The organism is Halobacteriovorax sp. GB3 (assembly GCF_028649655.1).
In the GTDB taxonomy this organism is placed as follows: domain Bacteria; phylum Bdellovibrionota; class Bacteriovoracia; order Bacteriovoracales; family Bacteriovoracaceae; genus BSW11-IV.
Genome location: NZ_JAQSLN010000001.1, coordinates 845,740 through 864,437 on the forward strand (window position 1 = coordinate 845,740; position 18,698 = coordinate 864,437).

18 protein-coding genes are annotated in these 18,698 nt (G+C 37.7%); 8 read left to right on the forward strand and 10 right to left on the reverse strand.

The genetic code is table 11. From position 1 onward, the window contains the following. Positions 1-14: 14 nt before the first annotated feature. Complete coding sequence (locus tag HBN50_RS04105; protein WP_273868157.1) at positions 15-671, reverse strand: DUF3943 domain-containing protein; 657 nt, start codon at positions 669-671, stop codon at positions 15-17. A 99-nt stretch (positions 672-770) separates the two neighbouring features. Between HBN50_RS04105 and hemF the strand changes: the two genes are divergently transcribed. Then, positions 771-1,664 (forward strand): oxygen-dependent coproporphyrinogen oxidase, encoded by an 894-nt coding sequence (hemF, locus tag HBN50_RS04110; RefSeq protein ID WP_273868159.1) that lies wholly within the window; start codon positions 771-773, stop codon positions 1,662-1,664. 176 nt (positions 1,665-1,840) lie between these two features. Then, on the forward strand, positions 1,841-4,471 hold the full coding sequence (locus HBN50_RS04115) for a hypothetical protein (protein WP_273868161.1): 2,631 nt from the start codon (positions 1,841-1,843) through the stop codon (positions 4,469-4,471). A gap of 153 nt (positions 4,472-4,624) precedes the next feature. On the opposite strand, the gene HBN50_RS04120 is transcribed toward HBN50_RS04115, so the two are convergent. The 7 genes from HBN50_RS04120 to HBN50_RS04150 form a co-directional block, all read right to left on the reverse strand. Beyond that, positions 4,625-4,786 carry a hypothetical protein gene (locus tag HBN50_RS04120; RefSeq protein WP_273868163.1) on the reverse strand — a complete coding sequence of 54 codons (162 nt, stop codon included), beginning with the start codon at positions 4,784-4,786 and terminating at the stop codon, positions 4,625-4,627. 115 nt (positions 4,787-4,901) lie between these two features. After that, a complete protein-coding gene (locus HBN50_RS04125; RefSeq protein WP_273868164.1) occupies positions 4,902-5,468 on the reverse strand; it encodes a NifU family protein in 567 nt (188 codons plus the stop codon). A gap of 15 nt (positions 5,469-5,483) precedes the next feature. Continuing rightward, positions 5,484-6,701, reverse strand: coding sequence for an aminotransferase class V-fold PLP-dependent enzyme (locus HBN50_RS04130; RefSeq protein ID WP_273868165.1), 1,218 nt, complete (start codon positions 6,699-6,701; stop codon positions 5,484-5,486). 2 nt (positions 6,702-6,703) lie between these two features. Further along, complete coding sequence (gene sufD, locus HBN50_RS04135; protein ID WP_273868166.1) at positions 6,704-7,963, reverse strand: Fe-S cluster assembly protein SufD; 1,260 nt, start codon at positions 7,961-7,963, stop codon at positions 6,704-6,706. A 10-nt stretch (positions 7,964-7,973) separates the two neighbouring features. Beyond that, positions 7,974-8,741 (reverse strand): Fe-S cluster assembly ATPase SufC, encoded by a 768-nt coding sequence (gene sufC, locus HBN50_RS04140; RefSeq protein ID WP_337961795.1) that lies wholly within the window; start codon positions 8,739-8,741, stop codon positions 7,974-7,976. 18 nt (positions 8,742-8,759) lie between these two features. Next, positions 8,760-10,193: a Fe-S cluster assembly protein SufB gene (gene sufB, locus HBN50_RS04145; RefSeq protein ID WP_273868167.1), complete on the reverse strand. Its 1,434-nt coding sequence runs from the start codon at positions 10,191-10,193 to the stop codon at positions 8,760-8,762. Further along, the gene (locus tag HBN50_RS04150; RefSeq protein ID WP_273868168.1) at positions 10,190-10,642 is read right to left on the reverse strand and encodes an RrF2 family transcriptional regulator; all 453 of its coding nucleotides are present in this window, start codon (positions 10,640-10,642) and stop codon (positions 10,190-10,192) included. Before HBN50_RS04150 ends, sufB begins: the two co-directional genes overlap by 4 nt. A 206-nt stretch (positions 10,643-10,848) precedes the next feature. On the opposite strand from HBN50_RS04150, the gene HBN50_RS04155 reads away from it, so the two are divergent. Together HBN50_RS04155 and HBN50_RS04160 are read left to right on the forward strand one after the other, a co-directional pair. Next, on the forward strand, positions 10,849-12,558 hold the full coding sequence (locus tag HBN50_RS04155) for a hypothetical protein (RefSeq protein WP_273868169.1): 1,710 nt from the start codon (positions 10,849-10,851) through the stop codon (positions 12,556-12,558). Then, positions 12,558-13,355, forward strand: coding sequence for a sterol desaturase family protein (locus HBN50_RS04160; protein WP_273868170.1), 798 nt, complete (start codon positions 12,558-12,560; stop codon positions 13,353-13,355). The genes HBN50_RS04155 and HBN50_RS04160 overlap by 1 nt, the downstream gene beginning before the upstream one ends. Here HBN50_RS04160 and HBN50_RS04165 read toward each other — a convergent pair whose 3' ends face one another. Continuing rightward, complete coding sequence (locus tag HBN50_RS04165) at positions 13,356-13,616, reverse strand: hypothetical protein (RefSeq protein ID WP_273868172.1); 261 nt, start codon at positions 13,614-13,616, stop codon at positions 13,356-13,358. It abuts the gene before it with no gap. Positions 13,617-13,713: 97 nt separating this feature from the next. Between HBN50_RS04165 and HBN50_RS04170 the strand changes: the two genes are divergently transcribed. The 4 genes from HBN50_RS04170 to HBN50_RS04185 all read left to right on the forward strand — a co-directional run bounded on the left by HBN50_RS04170 (position 13,714) and on the right by HBN50_RS04185 (position 17,257). Beyond that, positions 13,714-14,634 (forward strand): rhomboid family intramembrane serine protease, encoded by a 921-nt coding sequence (locus HBN50_RS04170; protein WP_273868173.1) that lies wholly within the window; start codon positions 13,714-13,716, stop codon positions 14,632-14,634. An 80-nt stretch (positions 14,635-14,714) separates the two neighbouring features. Next, a complete protein-coding gene (locus HBN50_RS04175; protein WP_273868175.1) occupies positions 14,715-15,092 on the forward strand; it encodes a hypothetical protein in 378 nt (125 codons plus the stop codon). A 185-nt stretch (positions 15,093-15,277) separates the two neighbouring features. Then, positions 15,278-16,630, forward strand: a complete 1,353-nt coding sequence (locus tag HBN50_RS04180) for a tetratricopeptide repeat protein (protein ID WP_273868177.1) — start codon at positions 15,278-15,280, stop codon at positions 16,628-16,630. A 9-nt stretch (positions 16,631-16,639) separates the two neighbouring features. Next, entirely contained in the window at positions 16,640-17,257 is a 618-nt protein-coding gene (locus HBN50_RS04185; protein ID WP_273868179.1) for a hypothetical protein, read from the forward strand. A gap of 34 nt (positions 17,258-17,291) precedes the next feature. Here HBN50_RS04185 and HBN50_RS04190 read toward each other — a convergent pair whose 3' ends face one another. Continuing rightward, a complete protein-coding gene (locus HBN50_RS04190) occupies positions 17,292-18,611 on the reverse strand; it encodes a cytochrome-c peroxidase (protein ID WP_273868181.1) in 1,320 nt (439 codons plus the stop codon). Positions 18,612-18,698 lie beyond the last annotated feature (87 nt).

An 18,698-nucleotide genomic window follows, 5' to 3' on the forward strand; every position in this document is an offset into this window, starting at 1 on the left:
AAAAATTCCAAAAATTAAAAACTAATCGAGACGTTCATGGCCGCCTTTTTGTTGTCCACATAGGGAACCATACGAATGCGACCCTCATAAAACCAAAAGAGTGTTGACGGGTTCATAAGATGGCCAAAAAAACGTCCAACTGCATTTCCTGTGTTGAGGAGATATAAACTCAACTGCTCAATACCAATTCCAAGAACGGCCCCTAAAACAGGTGTCTGATAGAGGTCTTGCACACTGGCAGGTTCTGTATAAACTTCGACAGTGAATTCAAAGAGTGTTGACGAGATGAAGGCCATCGACAGTGCGCGAATACGATCATAGCCATTGGCGCGGTAGTAGAGAAAAAGCTGTGAACCACTAATGGGGTGGACAACCCAGTTCCAAAAAGGTTCATCTTTATCGAAGACCAATTTCCCGAAGTTCCTTCCATATTTTTTTATCGAGCCTTTCTCTCTAAAAACATCTGGCTGTGTTATTGGGTAAACGGCCCATGAAGCGAGATAGACGCCACCGATATGTCTTAAACTTTCTTTGAAAGAGTGGTCCCTATCTCTGTAGTCGTAATAGTATTTTTTTTCTCGAAGTGATTTATTGAAATTTATGTTTGAATTCTTTTTATTAAATTCTGCTTCTTGAGCAAAAGAAAAGCTGCTCACAAAAAGTGAACTCATAATAAGAAAGAAAAGGCTTATGTATCTCATTTGATTCGTCATGTATTCACACTGTATAGCACACCTGATATGATCCTTGGAGAATAAAAGGGGCCTTTTATGTTAGATTTACACAAAGCTTATTTTGCCGATCACGTTAAGAAATTACAAGATCAAATTACTAATAAAATCAGAGAGATAGATCCTGAAATCGAAATTATTGAGGACTGCTGGAATAGAGAAGATGCCGCTGGTAATGAAGGCGGAGGAGGAATCACTCGTGCTTTTAGTGGTGAGGTTTTTGAAAATGCGGGAGTCAATACATCGCTTGTCTATGGCAAGGCCGATCCAGAGTTCATTAAGCGCATCGGTGGAACTAAAGATGAGTTCTGGGCCACGGGAATTTCACTTATTATCCATCCTAAAAATCCAAAGGTTCCAACTGTTCATGCTAACTTTCGCATGATTCAAGTTGAGGAGAAGTTTTGGTTTGGTGGTGGAGCTGATCTGACGCCTTTTTATCCCCATGTTGAAGACTTTAAGTTTTTTCATCAAACATGGAAGGATGCGCTGGAGCCTTATGGCCACTATGAGGCGTGGAAGAAGAAATGTGATGAATACTTCGTCAATAAACATCGAAATAATGAGATGCGTGGAATTGGTGGGTTCTTTTTTGATCATTTCAATACGGGAGACATTGAAAAAGATGTCGCCATGATTCAAGATATTTCAACTTATTTTAATGACTCTTATTTTCCAATTGTTGAAAAGCGAAAAGATGAAGCTTATACAAGTGAAGATGAGGACTTTCAACTTCACCGTCGTGGGCGTTACGTTGAGTTCAATTTACTTCACGATAGAGGTACTCACTTTGGTCTACAAAGTAATGGGAGAGTGGATTCTATTCTTATCTCTCTTCCTGCTCGTTGCAAGTATACTTATAGGTATGCTCCGGCCGCAGGTTCAGCGCATGAACAAATGCTTAAGTACTACTACCCACAAAATTGGGCATAATTTCAAGAGAAGGGACTTATTTAGTCCCTTCTTTAACATCTTAGAAATACGTTCTTTTTATCTTTTCCTTGATTTATTTTCCTTTTTTAAGCCTCAGTAATCATTCCTAACGATAAACTAATACTTAATTAAAGAACTCAGTCTTCCGATAAAGATGGGGGATTGTGAGGAAACGTATGAAAAAGAGTGTCGCATTACTAACATTATTATTTGCATCACATGCTATGGCCCTTCCTTATGGGGAAGATTGGATCATTAGTGTTAATAACAATAGAATGAGTGCGAAAGATTTAATTAAGTGTAGTGAGCACGAAAGTGTCGCTGATCAAGCAAAAAAAATCATACAAGACCTTGGACAGTTTGATTGTTCTATTCGTGAAAAAGACCCTGCTAAATTTTGTGATTGCGTTTCAGCGAGCTATACAGAAGAGGACCTTGAAAATGCGGATAAGTACAGAAAAGACTATCACCACGCTTTTAAGACATCACGCTATTTATATAATAATAAAGACAGAAAAGAAGATATTAAAAGAGTAATGAATGAACTCTTTGTTCTGGATCAATTTCTTCTTAAAAATAAAAGGAAAACATGTTTTTCAGGCGTTAAAGAAATAGATGTTTTTAAATCCAGTCCTGTTCTCTTAAGTATTTTGAATAATTCTTATGAAAGTTTTAACGAAGAGGGGATTCGATTAAATAAAAGAAATTATTCTCCTGTTATTGAAGTTATTGAGCAAGGCTTTAGCGAAGACTACTTTCTTCCAGCTGAAAATCAACTGACTATTCAAAATGCCTACTTTACTGGAACAACAGATAAAAGTTTCAGAGATAAGATTGCACTTGAGGCGACGGATGCTGATTGTTCTCGATTGGTTTCTGAAGTTTTAAATATAACAACAGAGGTTAAAGATTCTCCTCATGCTCTTAGCATTGATGATATGACAGCAAAACTTGCTTTCAATAAGGAGCTAAGAGAAGACGTTCTTTCTTCTTTTGAGCAATTTGATCAATTTTTAAAAGAGAATGGTTTTAATGATTCAACATCTCGATTAACAGATGTTCTCTTTTGTGAAAGTTTTAAAACACAAAAGGCAATAGTCGACGAAGTTAAAAATATAGCAATGAGGACTGGTGGAAGAATCGCTGATAAAACTGAAGCGACTATGACGAGGGTCGGTAAACTTAGAAAGGAATATGAGCAAAACCTTAAAGAAGCTAATAAGCTCAATGCTCTTGTTCTTGCACTTAGCTCTGAAGAGAGAATAGTTAAGCAGGATATTGAGGCCATTGAAAAGAAATTACAGTCAGGAACTCAGTATAGCCCTTATATTGAAGACTCTCTCAACTCTTTAAAAGATTCTCTTACAAGAATTCAAAATTCTCTTGCTGATAAGAAAAAGAAAATGATGAGCTATTCTGAATCGGCTGTTAAAAATAGAGGAGAATTGAGAGATTTAGAATATGATCTCAAAAGAAAGTTAGGTCTTACAGAAGATCAGGTAAAGGCCTTTGTTACAGTGAGAACGAGTCGTGTTCGCTCTTTTCAAAATGCAGAAGGGAGCAGCCTTGCCTCTGGTGAAGAGAGTCAATCAATTACTGCAGATCCAATCGTAGCTGGAATTGAAGCGGCTAAGTATAAAGAAATTGTTGAAGATATTTATGTCGTTGGAAAAGGAAATTATTCTATTACAACATCTGGTGCAGGTGGTTTTAAAAATGATGTAGAAACAGTCACTGAAGTTAACTTAGGTGAATCTGAAAGTCGTAACGAATCAATGTCAAAATCAAAGGTCTCGCAAGTTGTAGAAGAGGCTCCTTCTTATACTCCTCCTGTTGATGTCGCCCCTGTGCAAGAAAATGTTCAGTGGTTTGATCCAGTTGCAGTTAATGCTGAAAATTACCCTGGTCTCGATCCTGTTTCACAGGTTATGAATAATGTTCAAACTGATATTCGTGATTCACGTGAAGCAAGTAGTATCATTGATTCTGACCTAAAGAATGAATTAAAAGAAATTCAAAAAGAAGTTGTGAAAGGTCTCCAGTCTGGAGAGAGCTCTAATGACAACATTAATGAAAGATTCTTAAAGGCCCTTGAAAAATCAAATAAGCAAATTGAACTTTTAGAGAAGAAGTTAACGAATCTTGAAAAAGAGAAAAAGGAATTAGAAGAAATCAAAAAAGAGCCACTTGTACAGAATAATAAAACTAAGACGGCATCGTCTAAATCTGAATCAAGTTCAGGAAGTCCTTTTGCAAGTGCACTTTCTTCGAAATCAAACGCTAATACTCAAAGTGAAGCTCGCTATAGTGAGCCATCGAGTTCTACTGTGAGTTCGATCAATTCTCAGGCTTCTGCTCCAAGTAGCATTCAAAGTTCGCAGGGCAGAAGTTCAAGCTCTATCTCTGGACCAAGTACATCTTTTTCTGGTTCAAGTTCAAGTGGAAGTGTTGCTGGAATTAGAACTGGGGGAGCATTGAATTTCACGATCAAAGAAGTTTCAGGAAATGAAACTCAAAATATTGGTGTATCCCAAATCGCTACAGCTGATTCTGGTTTTTATCAATGGCCTGAATCCAGACAACAAGAGTATCTCAATGGTCTCGTCGGTAACAAAGAATTTGTTATTGTTAAGCTACCTGATGGAAAAGTTGTGAAGCTTGAAGGTAAAAAGAGAATGGAGAGTCGTGCCATAGTTGAATCACTTATTAGTAGTGAAATCAAGAGCACAAACAATGATATTGATAGGGCCAAGGCTCGACATATAAGATTAAAAGAATTGATGAAAAAAACATATTCACTTAAATAAAAGAAGGCCCTTAATAAGGGCCTTTTTATTTTCAATTAGGCTAGATAGTTTGAAATTTTTTGAAAAAGTGGCCCTTTCGGACCACCCTTAAAGAGATTGCGAAAACTGAAAAAGAGAAGAATAGGGAATTTACTACTAGGTAGGATCTAGCCCCTAACTGTTTTTATTTTTTAAATAGCGTCGAAGTGTTTCAACTAAAAGCTCATCACTGTCTAAGTCCTCGTTGATTGTTCTTAAAGACTTTCTTTGCTCATCCATGAGCTTTTCCAATTCACTTAACTCTGCGAGTAGTTCAAGGCAATTTCTAATGATCATGAGTATACTCCATGCGACTCATGTTTAACTCTTGAAACTAGTGTATGGTCTATCAAACAACTTGTCAACACTGATTTAAATCAGGACAAAAAAAAGGCCCTTGATCGGGCCTTTTTTAAAAATCTGGTGCAATGTAAACATCAATTCCGGGGTCATATTCATCTCGAAGGATGCCTTTGATCGCCTCAAGTGTCCCAGTCGTTGAGCTAGGGCATGTTCCACAGGCCCCTTGGTATTTCACAAGCAGAATATTATCTTCGAGGCTCAAGGCCATGATATCTCCACCGTCGGCCTGAAGCCCTGGGCGAATGGTTTTATCGAGGATCTCCTCAATTTTTAAAAGTTCTGGTGAGAGTGATCTTCTTCTCTCCGCTTCTGGATCCGGGTCAAAGTATTCAGGGTTGTGAGCTGGAAGGGCCTCGTTGAGCGCTCCTTCTATCTTTGGCATCATTTCATCCCATACTTCGTATCCAAATTTTGAAAGTGTGATCGTATTTTCAAAAAAGTGAAGCTGATCAACTCCGCGAATAGTAAACAATTCTAGAGCAAGTTTATTTTCTCCACATTCCATTGGTGTACGGTATGTTGAGTTTCCTTCTTTTTTTACAGCACGATCGAGGATAAGCTTGATCGCATTTGGGTTTGGTGTTGGTTGTACGTGAAAATTAATGTCTTCACTCATAAAATATCCTTCTTCTTAGAGAAATTCTTTTGTCTTTTCAATTCCAGCAACAAGGGCATCCACTTCTTCTTTCGTGTTGTAGAAACAAAAAGAAGCTCTGGCCGTGGCCGGAACATTCATACGTTTCATAAGTGGCTGCGTGCAGTGGTGACCAGTTCTTACGGCAATTCCTTGGCGATCAAGTAGAGTTCCAATGTCATGAGGGTGAGCACCATCGATGACAAAAGAAATAACTGAGGCCTTATTCTTAGCTGTTCCAACTATTCTTAGCCCTTCGATTTTTGAGAGCTTTTCTGTAGCGTAAGTCAGCAGGTCATGTTCATATTGCTCAATTTCTTTGATTCCAATTGAGCTAACATAGTCAAGGGCAGCCTTGAGAGCAATAACTCCTGCTATATGAGGTGTTCCCGCTTCAAACTTGTGAGGAAGATCATTATAAGTTGTCTCTTCGAAACTAACTTGATCGATCATATCTCCACCTCCTTGATAGGGAGGCATTTCATTGAGTAGTTCTTCTTTTCCATAAAGGACACCAACACCTGTTGGCCCAAAGATTTTGTGAGAAGAAAATGCTAGAAAATCACAGTCGAGATCTTGGACATCAATCTTAGCATGGGCAACTGATTGAGCTGCATCGACAAGAAACTTTGCACCAACTTCATGAGCAAGAGCAATCATCTCTTTGATAGGATTAATTGTACCAAGACTATTTGAAATATGATTTGTCGCAACCATTTTCGTTTTAGGCCCAAGAAGTTTTTTGTACTCTTCAATGAGGATTTCACCTTGGTCATTGATCGGAACTTCAACTACTTTAGCCCCTTTCTTTTTAGCGGCAATTTGCCAAGGAACAATATTTGAATGGTGCTCAAGTGTTGTTAGAAGAATTTCATCACCTTCATTTAAGAAAGCTTCAGCAAAACAGTTGGCAACAAGGTTGATTGAATCAGTCGTCCCTTTGGTGAAAATAACTTCATGAGTGTTTTTAGCATTAATAAAGGCCTGAACAGTTGTTCTTGATTTTTCAAATTCAATTGTTCCTTGCTCACTTAGAAAGTGAACACCTCTATGGATATTCGCTGCATCTTCACTATAGTGTTTATTCAAAGATTCTATGACAGGTCTACACTTCAATGTAGAAGCACCATTGTCGAGATAGATGAGAGGTTTCCCATGAACGCTTCTCGCAAGTTCTGGAAAGTCATCTCTAATTTTTTTTATATCTAAACTCATTTCTATGAATCCTTCACTTCATCTAAGTGTTCAAAGGTTTTCTTTTCAAATGATTCAAAGAGAACTTCAGATAGGAAGTTTTCTAATTTGTCGTCTTCTAGTTTTGAAATAGCATCTGAGCAAAAAGCGTGGATCAGTAATTTTTGAACGCGCTCGCGTGATAGACCCCTTGATTGAAGGTAGAAAGCTTCTTCATCACTTAGCTGACCAACAGTTGCTCCGTGCGCACACTTAACATCATCAGCGTAGACTTCAAGTTGTGGTCTTGTATCGGCGTGGGCCTTTTTTGAAAGCAGTAGATTTTTATTTAACTGCTCTGAATTTACTTTTTGTGCATCTTTTTGAACGAGAACTTTTCCTGTAAAAACTCCGCGAGCTTTGTCATCGAGAACACCTTTAAAAAGTTGTGAACTCTCTGTGTGTGGCATTCTGTGATCAATGAGTGAGAAGTTATCACAGTGTTGATTTTCTGAAATGGCATAGAGTCCATCAACTGAACAATTGGCCCCTTCAGCTAGAAGGGCAACTTTAATATTATGTCTTGCTTTAAGTGCTCCCGTGTTAAAGGTAAACGTTTTAAAGAGAGCATCTCTTTTAACATCAGCGTTGACTGAGCTGACGTGAAAAGAATTAAGACCTTCTGTTTGGACTTTTATATGAGTGACAATGGCACCATCATTAATATTAAAATTCGTTACTGCTGCTTGGTTATAACTTAGCTCGTCATTACCTTTGAAAATTTCAACGAAGTTTACTTTGGCAAAGCTTTCAACTTCAATGTGTGTTCTTGGCATGGCAAAACTTTCTTGAAAGTCTGAGAGATGAACAATGTTGATATTGTCATCAACTTGAGCATTCTTAGAAACTTTGATTGATAGAATTTGATCATTTGCACTGGCATTAAGCATGGCAAAAATATCATTCTTATCATCTATAAAGTTTTTCTCTGAAAGTTCAGTTGCACTTATTAGCGTTGCTTCTACTTCATCTGGAAGAAAAGAATCTTCTTTAGAATAAGCACCATTCAGGAATACGATTTGGTATTTTCCGGCCAGCTTAACATTTTTTAGAATACCTTTCTTAGACACCTTGTCAAAATTCTCTGGTAGTACATCAGTTAGCTTTGTATAGAGCCAGTCTTCCATTTTTGTATGGGGAAGGCCTCTTGCTTGAAAGTTAGATAGAGCGTTTTTTTGAAAGTCACTTACTGCTAACTCTTTGAGCTTTTCTGTATATTTAGAAGTTAGTTCATTTATAGTCATAATTGATACCTTATTTAATAAGCCAGTCGTAACCTTTCTCTTCAAGTTCAAGGGCAAGTTCTTTACCACCAGATTTAATAATTTGTCCGTTAAAGAGAACGTGAACGTGATCTGGAACAATGTAGTCGAGTAGACGCTGATAGTGAGTGACAAGAACAACGGCGTTAAATGGACTCTTAAGAGCGTTTACACCTTTTGCAACAATTTTTAGCGCATCAATATCTAAACCTGAGTCTGTTTCATCTAGAAGAGCTAGTCTTGGATTTAAAACGGCCATTTGAAGAATTTCGTTTTTCTTCTTTTCTCCACCTGAAAATCCTGTGTTTACTGGACGATCAAGAAACTCATCTCTCATCTCAAGGAGTTCAAGTTTTGGCATAAGGAACTCTCTAAAAGACTTGTCATCCATTTCCCCAGCTCCTTGTGCTTTACAAATGGCATTGAACGATTCTTTTAGAAAATTGAAGTTTGTTACACCTGGGATTTCAATAGGGTATTGAAAACCTAAGAAAATTCCATTTTTTGATCTCTCATCAGCTTCAAGCTCTGAAAGGTCAGTTTCCTTACCATTAATATTGTAAGAAATTGATCCCTCTGAGATCTCAAATGCAGGGTGACCAGCGATAACTTTTGAAAGCGTACTTTTTCCTGAACCATTTGGCCCCATGATTGCGTGAATTTCTCCTGGCTTAATTGTTAGATTAATCCCTCTGAGAATTTCTTTTTCATTATTATCTGAGTCTGTAACTTTCGCGTGTAGGTTTTTAATTTCAATCATTGTTATATCCTTAATATTTTATCCAATTGAGTTTTCTAATTTCATTTCAATAAGTTTGACCGCTTCAACAGAGAATTCGAGTGGAAGTTCTTTGAAAACATCCGAGCAAAATCCGTTAACGATCATTGAGATACACTTTTCCATATCAAGTCCACGAGACTGAAGATAGAAAAGTTGCTCTTCACTTATCTTCGCTGTGGAGGCCTCGTGCTCTACAGTTGCTGTATTATTTTTTACATCGATATAAGGAAAAGTATTGGCCGAGCACTTATCTCCAACGAGCATTGAATCACACTGAGAGTAGTTTCTAGCTCCTGTTGCAGAAGGCATAACCTTAACAAGACCACGGTAGTTATTTTCACTTTCCTCTGCTGAGATTCCCTTTGAGATGATTGTTGATTTGGTATTCTTCCCAATGTGAATCATCTTGGTACCAGTGTCAGCTTGCATTTTATTATTAGTGAGAGCGACAGAGTAGAAGGCACCTTGTGAGTTATCGCCAATAAGGTTACAGCTTGGGTATTTCCAAGTAATGGCCGATCCAGCTTCAACTTGAGTCCATGAGATTTTAGAGTTCACACCAAGGCAATTACCACGCTTTGTAACAAAGTTGTAAATTCCACCTTTTCCTTCTCTGTCACCGGCATACCAGTTTTGAACAGTAGAATAGCGTACTTCTGAATTATCAAGGGCTACAATTTCAACAATGGCCGCGTGTAGTTGATTTTCGTCTCTTTGTGGAGCTGTACATCCTTCGAGATAGTTTACGAAAGAGCCTTTGTCGGCAACAATAAGTGTTCTTTCAAACTGTCCTGTCTCTTTTGCATTAATTCTAAAATAGGTAGATAGGTCCATTGGACAAGTTACACCTTCAGGAATGTAGACAAAAGATCCATCAGAGAAAACAGCAGCGTTTAGGGCCGCATAAAAGTTATCAGCGTAAGGAACAACTGTTCCTAGATATTTTTTTACAAGTTCTGGATACTCTTTTACCGCTTCTGAGATTGAGCAAAAGATAACTCCAACTTTTTCAAGATCTTCTTTGTAAGTCGTTGCAACAGAAACAGAGTCAAAGACAGCATCGACAGCAACACCTGTAATTCTCTTTTGTTCAGTGAGAGGAATTCCAAGCTTTTCAAATGTCGCAAGAAGTTCTGGATCAATTTCATCAAGACTCTTTGGAGCATCTTCTTTTCTCTTTGGAGCCGCGTAGTAGTAGAGGGCCTGAAAATCAATTTCAGGAATATCAAGTTTCGCCCAGTTTGGAGCTTTCATTTTTAGCCAATGACGAAATGCTTTTAGACGGTATTCAAGAAGCCATTCTGGCTCTTCCTTTTTCTGTGAAAGAAGGCGAATGATGTCCTCGTTTAGACCTTTTGGAAACTCTTCAGTTTCAATGTCAGTATAAAAGCCATACTTGTATTCACTGGCCGTTAAATCTTCTGTACTCATACATTTATCTCACTTTGATTGATCATTTGTTCTAAAATTTGTGGTTCGTCTAAAAGAAGTTCTTTAAGAGTTAACTCTTCTAGATAACCATTTACCTTTTCATAGAGCTTTTGCATTGGAGCAGAGATATTGCAGGTTCCAAGAAACTCGCAAAGTCCACTTTTTGATTGGCAAATACTCTGTGATTCCTTTCCTTCGATCATGCGAACAAGGTCCATGAATGTAACGGTCTCAAGGTCTTTGTTAAGTGAGTAGCCACCTTTAATACCTTTAACTGAAGTTAAAATTTCATTGGAATTCATCGTTTGCATCACTTTGGCAGTGGTATCGAAAGGCGTATGAAATTTGTCACAAATCTCTCTGGCAGATGTTAATTTGCCATCTTCTCTTGTCGCTATAAATTTTAACGCCATTAGGGCGTATTCTATTTTCTTATTAACCTTAAGCATCTTGGCCACCAAGCTTCATAGGATCTTTAAAATTTTCAAATGTTTAGACCCGTATACCTTGAAATAGGTCAAAAATAAACCTATTTTTCCCTACTATAGCATGAATATACGGCAAAAAAAGACGTATTTCTAGTGGTTAATTTATAAATATCCGAATTTATTTAAATATTAAGAAAGTGGTAAACTAGGTCGATAAGAGATCTACCATGAAAAATATACTGTTAAGTTTTCTTGTTTTTACTTCACTCATATTTGGCCTTTCCAATCATGCGGTGAGCTGTGAGAAGTTTCTCCAAGCAATAAACGATCAATTTAGTTCTAAGACGATAGGCCTTCTTTCAAAAGAGCGTGAGCTCTTAAAACATTCTGACCAAGCACTTAAATACAAAGAAGAGTATGCCAGTGTTGATTTCAAGGCAGACAATAGAGAGTATATGCGTTTTCTTGATGAAGATGTTCAACAATCGTCAAAAGATGTCCTCTATCTCGATGTGGAAAATGCTGTTTTAAAAGATATGAATGATTTTATGATTGAAGACAAGAGGCTAGTCGATTCAATTTCTAACTCTTTTAAAGATAAGCTTTTTAAGTCGATGCGAGAAAATCCAGATATAGCTCCGCTTATTAAAGGGGAGTATGAAGACTATAAAGGAGTTCGTCTTCGCTTTGATACTAAAGGGAAAAAGAACTCTGAGGTCGAAAAGAAAATTAAAGAAGCATATGAATCTGCCTATAAAGAGTTTTTAACTGAAATTGACTCACAGTCTTTCAATCTCCTATGGAAGGCGAACCAAGGTTCTACTGGAAATAGTGGAAAGTGGTTTATGGCCGGTGTGGGAGAGAGCTCGGCGAAGGCCAATCTTGCGGCCAGAAAGGCCAGAGATGCAGGATCAAAAAATGTTGGTGAATTTGTTAATTACTCAAAAGTTGATGGGGACATTGCACAGAGTATTAAAAAGATTCAGGACAATTTATCTGAACTTGGTGTTCGAAAAGAGTTTAGAGACAATGGAGTCTTGAAATTAAATGGAGGGCAGCGTGCTGTTCCTTCGACGCTTACGATTGAAATTCTAAGAAAGACTAAGAAAAATCCAATCGAGCTCGATTCAGTATATTTAGAAAGGTTGAAAGAAAAGTTTGAATCGACTTTTAATACGACATTTGAACAGCGAGAAATTGAGCTTTTAGTAGATAGTTTCAAGCGAACAGATGCTCTCTCTCCGCCTGTTTATATTCGCGATCGAAACTTCATTCCCTATAATGAGGCCAAAGAGGGGATTATTTCGGTGGATTTTGCTGGCGTTGGTAGTAAGAACGCTCATGCGGCCATGAATGCAATTATGGATCAAGGAAAAAAGAGACAAACTAAGCCTACTGATGAAGTCATCGTTGGTATTTGGGATCAGGTGGAAACGGTTACAAAGAATCTCAATATGGATAAGAGATTTCTCAATGAAAGTATTGGTGAGATCGATGGTTCAAAGGCAAAGGCCCATTTTTCTGGAGATGACGGGGTTTATTTTCCCAAGCAAGAATGGAATGCGCAAAAGAAAGTTGATTTTATGTCGCGTGTATCGAAACAGAACCCTAGTGGTTTTCGAGTGACCTTTGTCCCAAAGAAATTTGCTTCTGGTAAAGATATTCCTATTTCACAAAAGTCGAGCTTCATTGTTGAAGCTGAAACTGTAGAGAAAGATCTTAGAAAGGTTATTAATCGCAGGGACTCTCTTGGAAAAGATATTTCAGAAAATCTCTCTATTGGAGTTGACTTTGTTCCAAATGACCGTGGTCCGGCCAAAGTCTCTTTAATTGTTAAAGGTAATTTGAATGCTGTACAAAGAGATATGTTAGAAGAGACTGCAAAAGGCATTGTGAGTAAAGACAAAAACTTTCAAGGCATATATTATATTGAGTAATGAATGAATTATCATTAAGACCAATTATTTTTCTTTTCACTCTCGCTCTTTTTTTCATATTAGAGCACATCTTTAAAAGAAGAGAGGCGATCTATTTTAAAAAAGAAAAGTGGCATAGAGTTTTTTCAAATCTCTCTCTCGTTTTTATAGGAAATTTTCTCGTAAAGCATTTGCTCCCCTTTGCTCCCTATGGGCTTGCTCTTCTCGTAGAACAAGACAAAGTGTGGTCATTACAGCTTTTAGGTCAAATTGATTCTCATGTGAGCTTTGTTATAGGATTAATTAGTTTAGATTTCTTTATTTATTTTCAACATGTCCTCTCACATCGAGTTGCTTTTATTTGGCGCATTCATCGCGTTCACCATGCAGATAGAGAGTTAGACAGTACTAGTGCCCTTCGCTTTCATCCTTTAGAAATCTATGGATCAAGTCTTTATAAAATGGCCTTGATTGTTCTTATGGGATACTCATCAACGACGATCTTTTGGTTTGAAGTAATTTTAAGCTCTAGTGCTATTTTTAATCATTCTAATCTTTATCTGCCAAAGAAAATCGATCAAGTGATACGTCTTTTCTTTGTTACACCAGACTTTCATAGAAGCCACCACTGTGAAAATAGACTCAGGCACGATCGTAACTATGGTTTTTGTTTTTCTTTTTGGGACTATCTCTTTAAAACTTACGAATCGGTAGATTTCAAAGAACAAGAACAATTGAAAATTGGATTGAAAGAGTTCGAAAAAAAAGAGGAAACTCTTCCTCTTTTTAATCTATTAAAAATGCCATTTCGAAAATAATTAAGCTGCTTTTTTATAGCTTGTTTGAACGTGAGATGTTTGGTGCATCTCATTTTGGTATGTGTACCAAAGAAAATCGAGAGCTCTATCATTGTATGTTTTAATGATTCCAAGATAGACGAGTGATTCGATTGTTTCACTATTGTAAAAAGGAGTCTGCTCTTTTTGTAGATCGAAAAGTAGGTTCATCTCGTGTTCGATATTTTTTGTTTCCATAAGAGTAGCAACTCTTTGATCGATGAGATTTTTATAATTTGCCATAGTGACCTCCTACGCTTTTGAACTAACTTCTACATACTTATCGGCAATTCTATGATAGCCTTTAAACGTGTTTCTATTCTAGCAGGAAGGAATGTCCATGGACGTTAAAATCGCCGAATTAAAGGACGGAGAGCTCGCAAGGAAAATTGTTGAAGAGCTAAGAAATCAGTCAGTTAGCGCCTCTTGTCAGCGTGAAATCATTCCTGATCACGGTGAAATTTTTGGTCTTTATATTGCTAATGAGAGCGATAGAGAAAGGGCCATTGAAGTCTTTTGTCTGATGACAGGACTTGGCAGTCCAAGACCTAAGGAAATGCCAAAAGAGTGGCTTGCTATGCGCTCTCTTTCAATGGGTCCAGTGACTCTTGTCGTTTTGGTCCTTTGTGCAGTGGTATTCTTTAGCTGGAAGGTCATGGGCAGTGAAAATGTGTATCGACTTTTTCTCATAACAAATCTTCAAAATGCAGGTTTATTGGAAATTACCAATGGTGAATTCTGGCGCCTTGTAACTCCAAGTTTTCTGCATTTTGGATGGATGCACGTTATCTTCAACCTTCTTTGGTGGAAAGATCTTGGAAAGGTTGTGGAGAGCACTAAGGGCCCACTGTATCTTGTTCTCTTTGTCATTCTCATTTCACTTGGCTCCAACCTTGGGCAATACTATATTAGTGGCCCTCTCTTTGGAGGACTGTCAGGTGTCGTTTATGCTCTTTTAGGACGTCTTTGGGTTCAAAGACTTATAGATGATAAATTTGAATTTGGTCTTCCCAAGCAAGATGCTATCTTGATGATCGCCTGGTTCTTTTTAGGTCTTCTCAATATTATGGATATGAGGATGGCAAATATGGCCCATGCCATGGGACTGACTCTAGGAATGCTCTCTTATCTTCTTGTTCCAGAGTGTTTTAAGCTTTTAAAAAGCTATGCAAAATTAAAGCTTTACGGTGCATTGTTGAGCTTTGCACTGCTTATTCCGGTGATCACATATTTTGTTGAACTCTTTCATGGTAGAAATTAGCTGGTTTTTGTTTTTTGCGTGACTCAAAGCTTCAATGTTGTTAGAAGTGGGCCTTAGAAAAGATAAAACTTGAGGTCTTGATGAAAAAGCTAACAACAGCTCTGTTATTTCTATTGTGTTCAACTGCTTTTGGACAAACGATACTAGATAAGTGCTACCAAGCATCTTATGCTACAAATTACGTCTACGAAGACACTTTCAAGGTAATTATTGATACAAATTCTGAAGACTATTCTCTTCACTCTGAAAATAAACTTTGGAAACTTCTTTCTAACTCTGTTGTTAAGAAGCTTACTCTGCCTGAGGGAATTAGTGCAGGTCAAAGTTTAGAGGGCAAAGGCAAGATCATTGCTTCGTTAAAAGTTGATGTGGCCAAGTGGAATTACTCTAGTAATCTTCTCGAAGTTCTTGGGCAAATTAGCTTTGTACGAGTGGATTGTAAGTATAAAATTAAATAATTCGAGGGCCCTTTTTAAGGGCCTTTTTCTTTTTCTCGTCTTCACTCCCTCTCTTTCACCTCTACTATTTCGCACTGTAAACAAATTGTCGGCCGTCTAAAAAATGGACGATTATCCTATAGTAACTACTCAAATTTATTGGACCTTTGGCCGGCACTCTCTTTGCATTCTTATAGGGCGTACCTATGAATGATGAAACTGGAGGCCCAATGAGTTCACTTCCTCACTTTGAAAGAAGTCACAATTCACTACTAGAAGTTAACCAACTCATTAATCAGCGAGACTTACCAAATGCTGAAACATTATTAGAACAATTAAAAAGGATCGCACCTTCAGACAGACGATTTAAAGAACAACTGAGAAGTAAAATTCACTTCTTTAAAGGTGAACTTGATCGTTGTATTCATCTTCTTGATAAAGCAATGAATAATCATGGTGAGCATGTTGGTCTTCTTTGTGATATGGCCTATGCCCAGTATTTGAAAAAAGATTATTTTGAATTTGAAGAAACTGTCGCACGACTAGAGCAAGAATATAGAGACAATTATCTCGACTTTGGTCCTGAAACACTTATTGAGACGACAATTCGTCTAGGACATTTTTTTGAAGAGCTTGGAAACATTGAAAAGGCCATGAAGTTACATGAAAGAGTTTTAGAAGACCTTCATGATCTCGATGATGGAGCCTTCTATCGTCCTCATATTTTAGCGCAAGTTTTGCGTATTCAAGTTTCCTTTTCCCAGTTAGATCATGCAAGAGAGAATCTTCAATCTCTTCGTCGACTCATTCGCGGTGATCAAGATATTAAAAGAGATGCAGAAATCCAGCGCTCACTTGTTGTTGCCATCGATGCTCTCGAAAATAAAGATGAGGCCATTCGCTATCTAGGCGAACTTCAGTTAAATGAAGATGAAAAGCGAAAAATTGCAATTGAACTAATCGAAGCAAGACTTCGACGAGGAGAGATTGTTCATAAAGATCTATCAAAAACTATTGAGAACTCTCAGTTTGAATTTGAGAAATCTCTAGTGAAAATCATTAATGGCGAAAGTGTACTCTTTGCTAGAATTAGTAAAGACCTTCCTCTTGCTCAAATTTTAAAGCTCATGACCATTTCTATTCAACGCTCTAATGGGACAAGTGTTCTCATGGGTCAATTTGAATTTTTAATGGAAACGCTAAGAGCAAAAGATCGTGCTTATTGGCAAGCTCTTGTGGTTCTCGATGACAATGAAAAACACATTGTTGAAATCGATAGAAGCAATAGCAAAATTGCTCACAAAGGGATGATCTTAGATTTCAAGAGAAGACCACTGATGAAAATCCTCTTTTCTCTTTTTAAAGATGAAAGTACCAGGTCCGTTGATGAATTGATCCTAGCATTTTATGAAGTTGAATATTCTAGTGCTCACGAAAAGAGATTAAAAACAGCGATTAAGAAAATGAATCAAGATCTTTATAAGGCACTTTTAATCAATGAATTTTTTATTCTTGATTCTAAAGAATTAAAAATGAATGAAAGTATTTTATTAAAGTAGGAAACAAAAATGAAAATAGTAGTACTAACATTTGCCATTGTCTTTAACCTTGGGGCCCAGGCCGGAGTTTTAGATTCCGTTAAAGACTATTATGTCGAAAAGACGGGAAGCCCTCTTGAAAAAGTCGCTCGTGGTCTGGTTGCACCAAGTACTGCTTGTCTAGATTATATGGAAGCGCGTGGCTTCGAGCAAAATGATGACCTTTTTGATGCTTGTCTTGATCTTAATACTACTGAGAACTTTGAGTGTGCCTATCGTTTGTTGAGTAGTACAAGTGTTCGTTCCGGCGCTCTAAAGGCTTGCTCTGGAGTTGAAAGTCGTTATGCGCTCAATTTACAGGCGCAATTTATGAGAAAATATAATAGCACTCCTTTTTATACGGCGATCATTGCTTTTGGTGCTGTTGATAATGAGAGGGAGTATACTTGTATGAATAATTATTTTAGAAAAGATCGTTTCCAAATTAGTGAAGTCGAATCAAAGTGTTTAGAAGAGGAACCCTCTGTTCTCGATCAAAGAGAGTACGATATCATGGGCCATGTTCTTCAGCCTAGAACGGCAACTCGCTCAGTTAGTGAGACGGGAAGAACGCTTATGGAATCGATAAAAGACGTATTTAATTTTTAAAACAAAAGGCCCTTATAAGAGGGCCTTTTTTATTTTACCACGGACGATAGAATGTTGGCTTTTTCTGAGTGAGTGATTTTTCTAAAAATTCTAATAAATCACTTTTTTCTTCTGGAGTTAAAAAGAGCGGAGGCCAGACGAATTCATCGAGGTTCTCAAACATAGAGATGACTTCCTCTCTTACAAAAACTCTCTCAATATCACCTTGATAGCTATAGCGAAATTTTCGGTTAATATTACTTGTCGAGTAATGCATGAATGAGTGGCGAACATGATCATAGTGATCGATAACTTCACTTAAGTAGACAAAGGCACCATTGTGCATATAGGGAGCTGTTAGAGCAACGTTACGAAGGGCCGGAACTTTAAATTTGAATTTGTCCTCTTGGCTCTTTGTGACATAGTAGCGGCCATAGTCTTGTTTATTGGCGCTCTTTCCTGGTCCAATAGGTGGGATGGCAATATTTTTAAATTCAAAATTTGATAGGTGAGGACCATTGTGGCACTCTGCACATCGAGCTCTCTCACTAAAAATAATTGCCCCACGTTTTTGTTTGTCGCTAAGAGCACTTTTTTGTCCACGTAGATAACGATCCCATGGTGTGTCGTTAATGACAAAGGCATGTTTTTCAAAAGCATAGATCGCTTCGGCAACATGACCAATATTGATTTCTTCAACTTTTGTATCAGGAAAGGCCTTTTCAAACATTTTTTGGTAGAAACTTGCACTTGGTCCATAGAGAAGTCTTTCCACTAGGGCCTGCCATTTTTGCTCATCTGTTTTGAGATCGGCTATAGGGTTAGAGCCAGGCTTTCCAAGCATTTCTTCATGGGAGAGAATTGGAAAGAGGGCCTGTGCTGAGTTGGCGTGTGTGAGGGCCATTTTAATTTTATTTTCTATTGGATCTTTTCCACTGATATTCGCATTCGGCGTTTCGAAGAAGTCTTCACTTTCATTGTAAGAGACTCTACCATCCCAAAACATGAAGGCCTGTTCGTCAAAACCAACATTGAAAAGATGGGGAGCATTTCGTGGAAGAATTTCTCCATCAGATTTTACGCGAACTTTTCCATTGAAAGTAAGTCCAACACCAAGGGAGAGTGGAAGGCCATCACCTAGTCCCTCACTTACCGCGTGGCAAGTGGCGCAGTTGATATTGTGATTTCCTGAAAGGGCATTTTCAAAAAAGAGTGCTGCTCCAAGTTTCACTTCCCCCTCTGTTGATTCAGCTGGATCACCTAGGGCCTGATAATTAAATTTCTCAATATAATTTTGAAGTTCAAGATCGAGGTCGCTGGCCTGGATGTTTAGAGAGATGAGAGAAAAGAAAACTAAAAGAAATGAACCGTTCATCAGAATCCTCTTGTGTTCCTCTTAATAAGTGGTGTGTGTAAGTAAGAGGAACACAAGATAATTAAGTTGGTTTGAAGTGTCAAACTA

Coding starts and splice junctions, on each gene's coding strand:
- sufD (WP_273868166.1), bottom strand. CDS start 7,963: ATGACTATAAATGAACTAACTTCTAAATATACAGAAAAGCTCAAAGAG.
- hemF (WP_273868159.1), top strand. CDS start 771: ATGTTAGATTTACACAAAGCTTATTTTGCCGATCACGTTAAGAAATTA.
- HBN50_RS04125 (WP_273868164.1), bottom strand. CDS start 5,468: ATGAGTGAAGACATTAATTTTCACGTACAACCAACACCAAACCCAAAT.
- HBN50_RS04185 (WP_273868179.1), top strand. CDS start 16,640: ATGAAAATAGTAGTACTAACATTTGCCATTGTCTTTAACCTTGGGGCC.
- HBN50_RS04190 (WP_273868181.1), bottom strand. CDS start 18,611: ATGAACGGTTCATTTCTTTTAGTTTTCTTTTCTCTCATCTCTCTAAAC.
- HBN50_RS04160 (WP_273868170.1), top strand. CDS start 12,558: ATGAATGAATTATCATTAAGACCAATTATTTTTCTTTTCACTCTCGCT.
- HBN50_RS04180 (WP_273868177.1), top strand. CDS start 15,278: ATGAATGATGAAACTGGAGGCCCAATGAGTTCACTTCCTCACTTTGAA.
- sufB (WP_273868167.1), bottom strand. CDS start 10,193: ATGAGTACAGAAGATTTAACGGCCAGTGAATACAAGTATGGCTTTTAT.
- sufC (WP_337961795.1), bottom strand. CDS start 8,741: ATGATTGAAATTAAAAACCTACACGCGAAAGTTACAGACTCAGATAAT.
- HBN50_RS04170 (WP_273868173.1), top strand. CDS start 13,714: ATGGACGTTAAAATCGCCGAATTAAAGGACGGAGAGCTCGCAAGGAAA.
- HBN50_RS04105 (WP_273868157.1), bottom strand. CDS start 671: ATGAGTTCACTTTTTGTGAGCAGCTTTTCTTTTGCTCAAGAAGCAGAA.
- HBN50_RS04130 (WP_273868165.1), bottom strand. CDS start 6,701: ATGAGTTTAGATATAAAAAAAATTAGAGATGACTTTCCAGAACTTGCG.
- HBN50_RS04175 (WP_273868175.1), top strand. CDS start 14,715: ATGAAAAAGCTAACAACAGCTCTGTTATTTCTATTGTGTTCAACTGCT.
- HBN50_RS04115 (WP_273868161.1), top strand. CDS start 1,841: ATGAAAAAGAGTGTCGCATTACTAACATTATTATTTGCATCACATGCT.
- HBN50_RS04150 (WP_273868168.1), bottom strand. CDS start 10,642: ATGCTTAAGGTTAATAAGAAAATAGAATACGCCCTAATGGCGTTAAAA.
- HBN50_RS04120 (WP_273868163.1), bottom strand. CDS start 4,786: ATGATCATTAGAAATTGCCTTGAACTACTCGCAGAGTTAAGTGAATTG.
- HBN50_RS04165 (WP_273868172.1), bottom strand. CDS start 13,616: ATGGCAAATTATAAAAATCTCATCGATCAAAGAGTTGCTACTCTTATG.
- HBN50_RS04155 (WP_273868169.1), top strand. CDS start 10,849: ATGAAAAATATACTGTTAAGTTTTCTTGTTTTTACTTCACTCATATTT.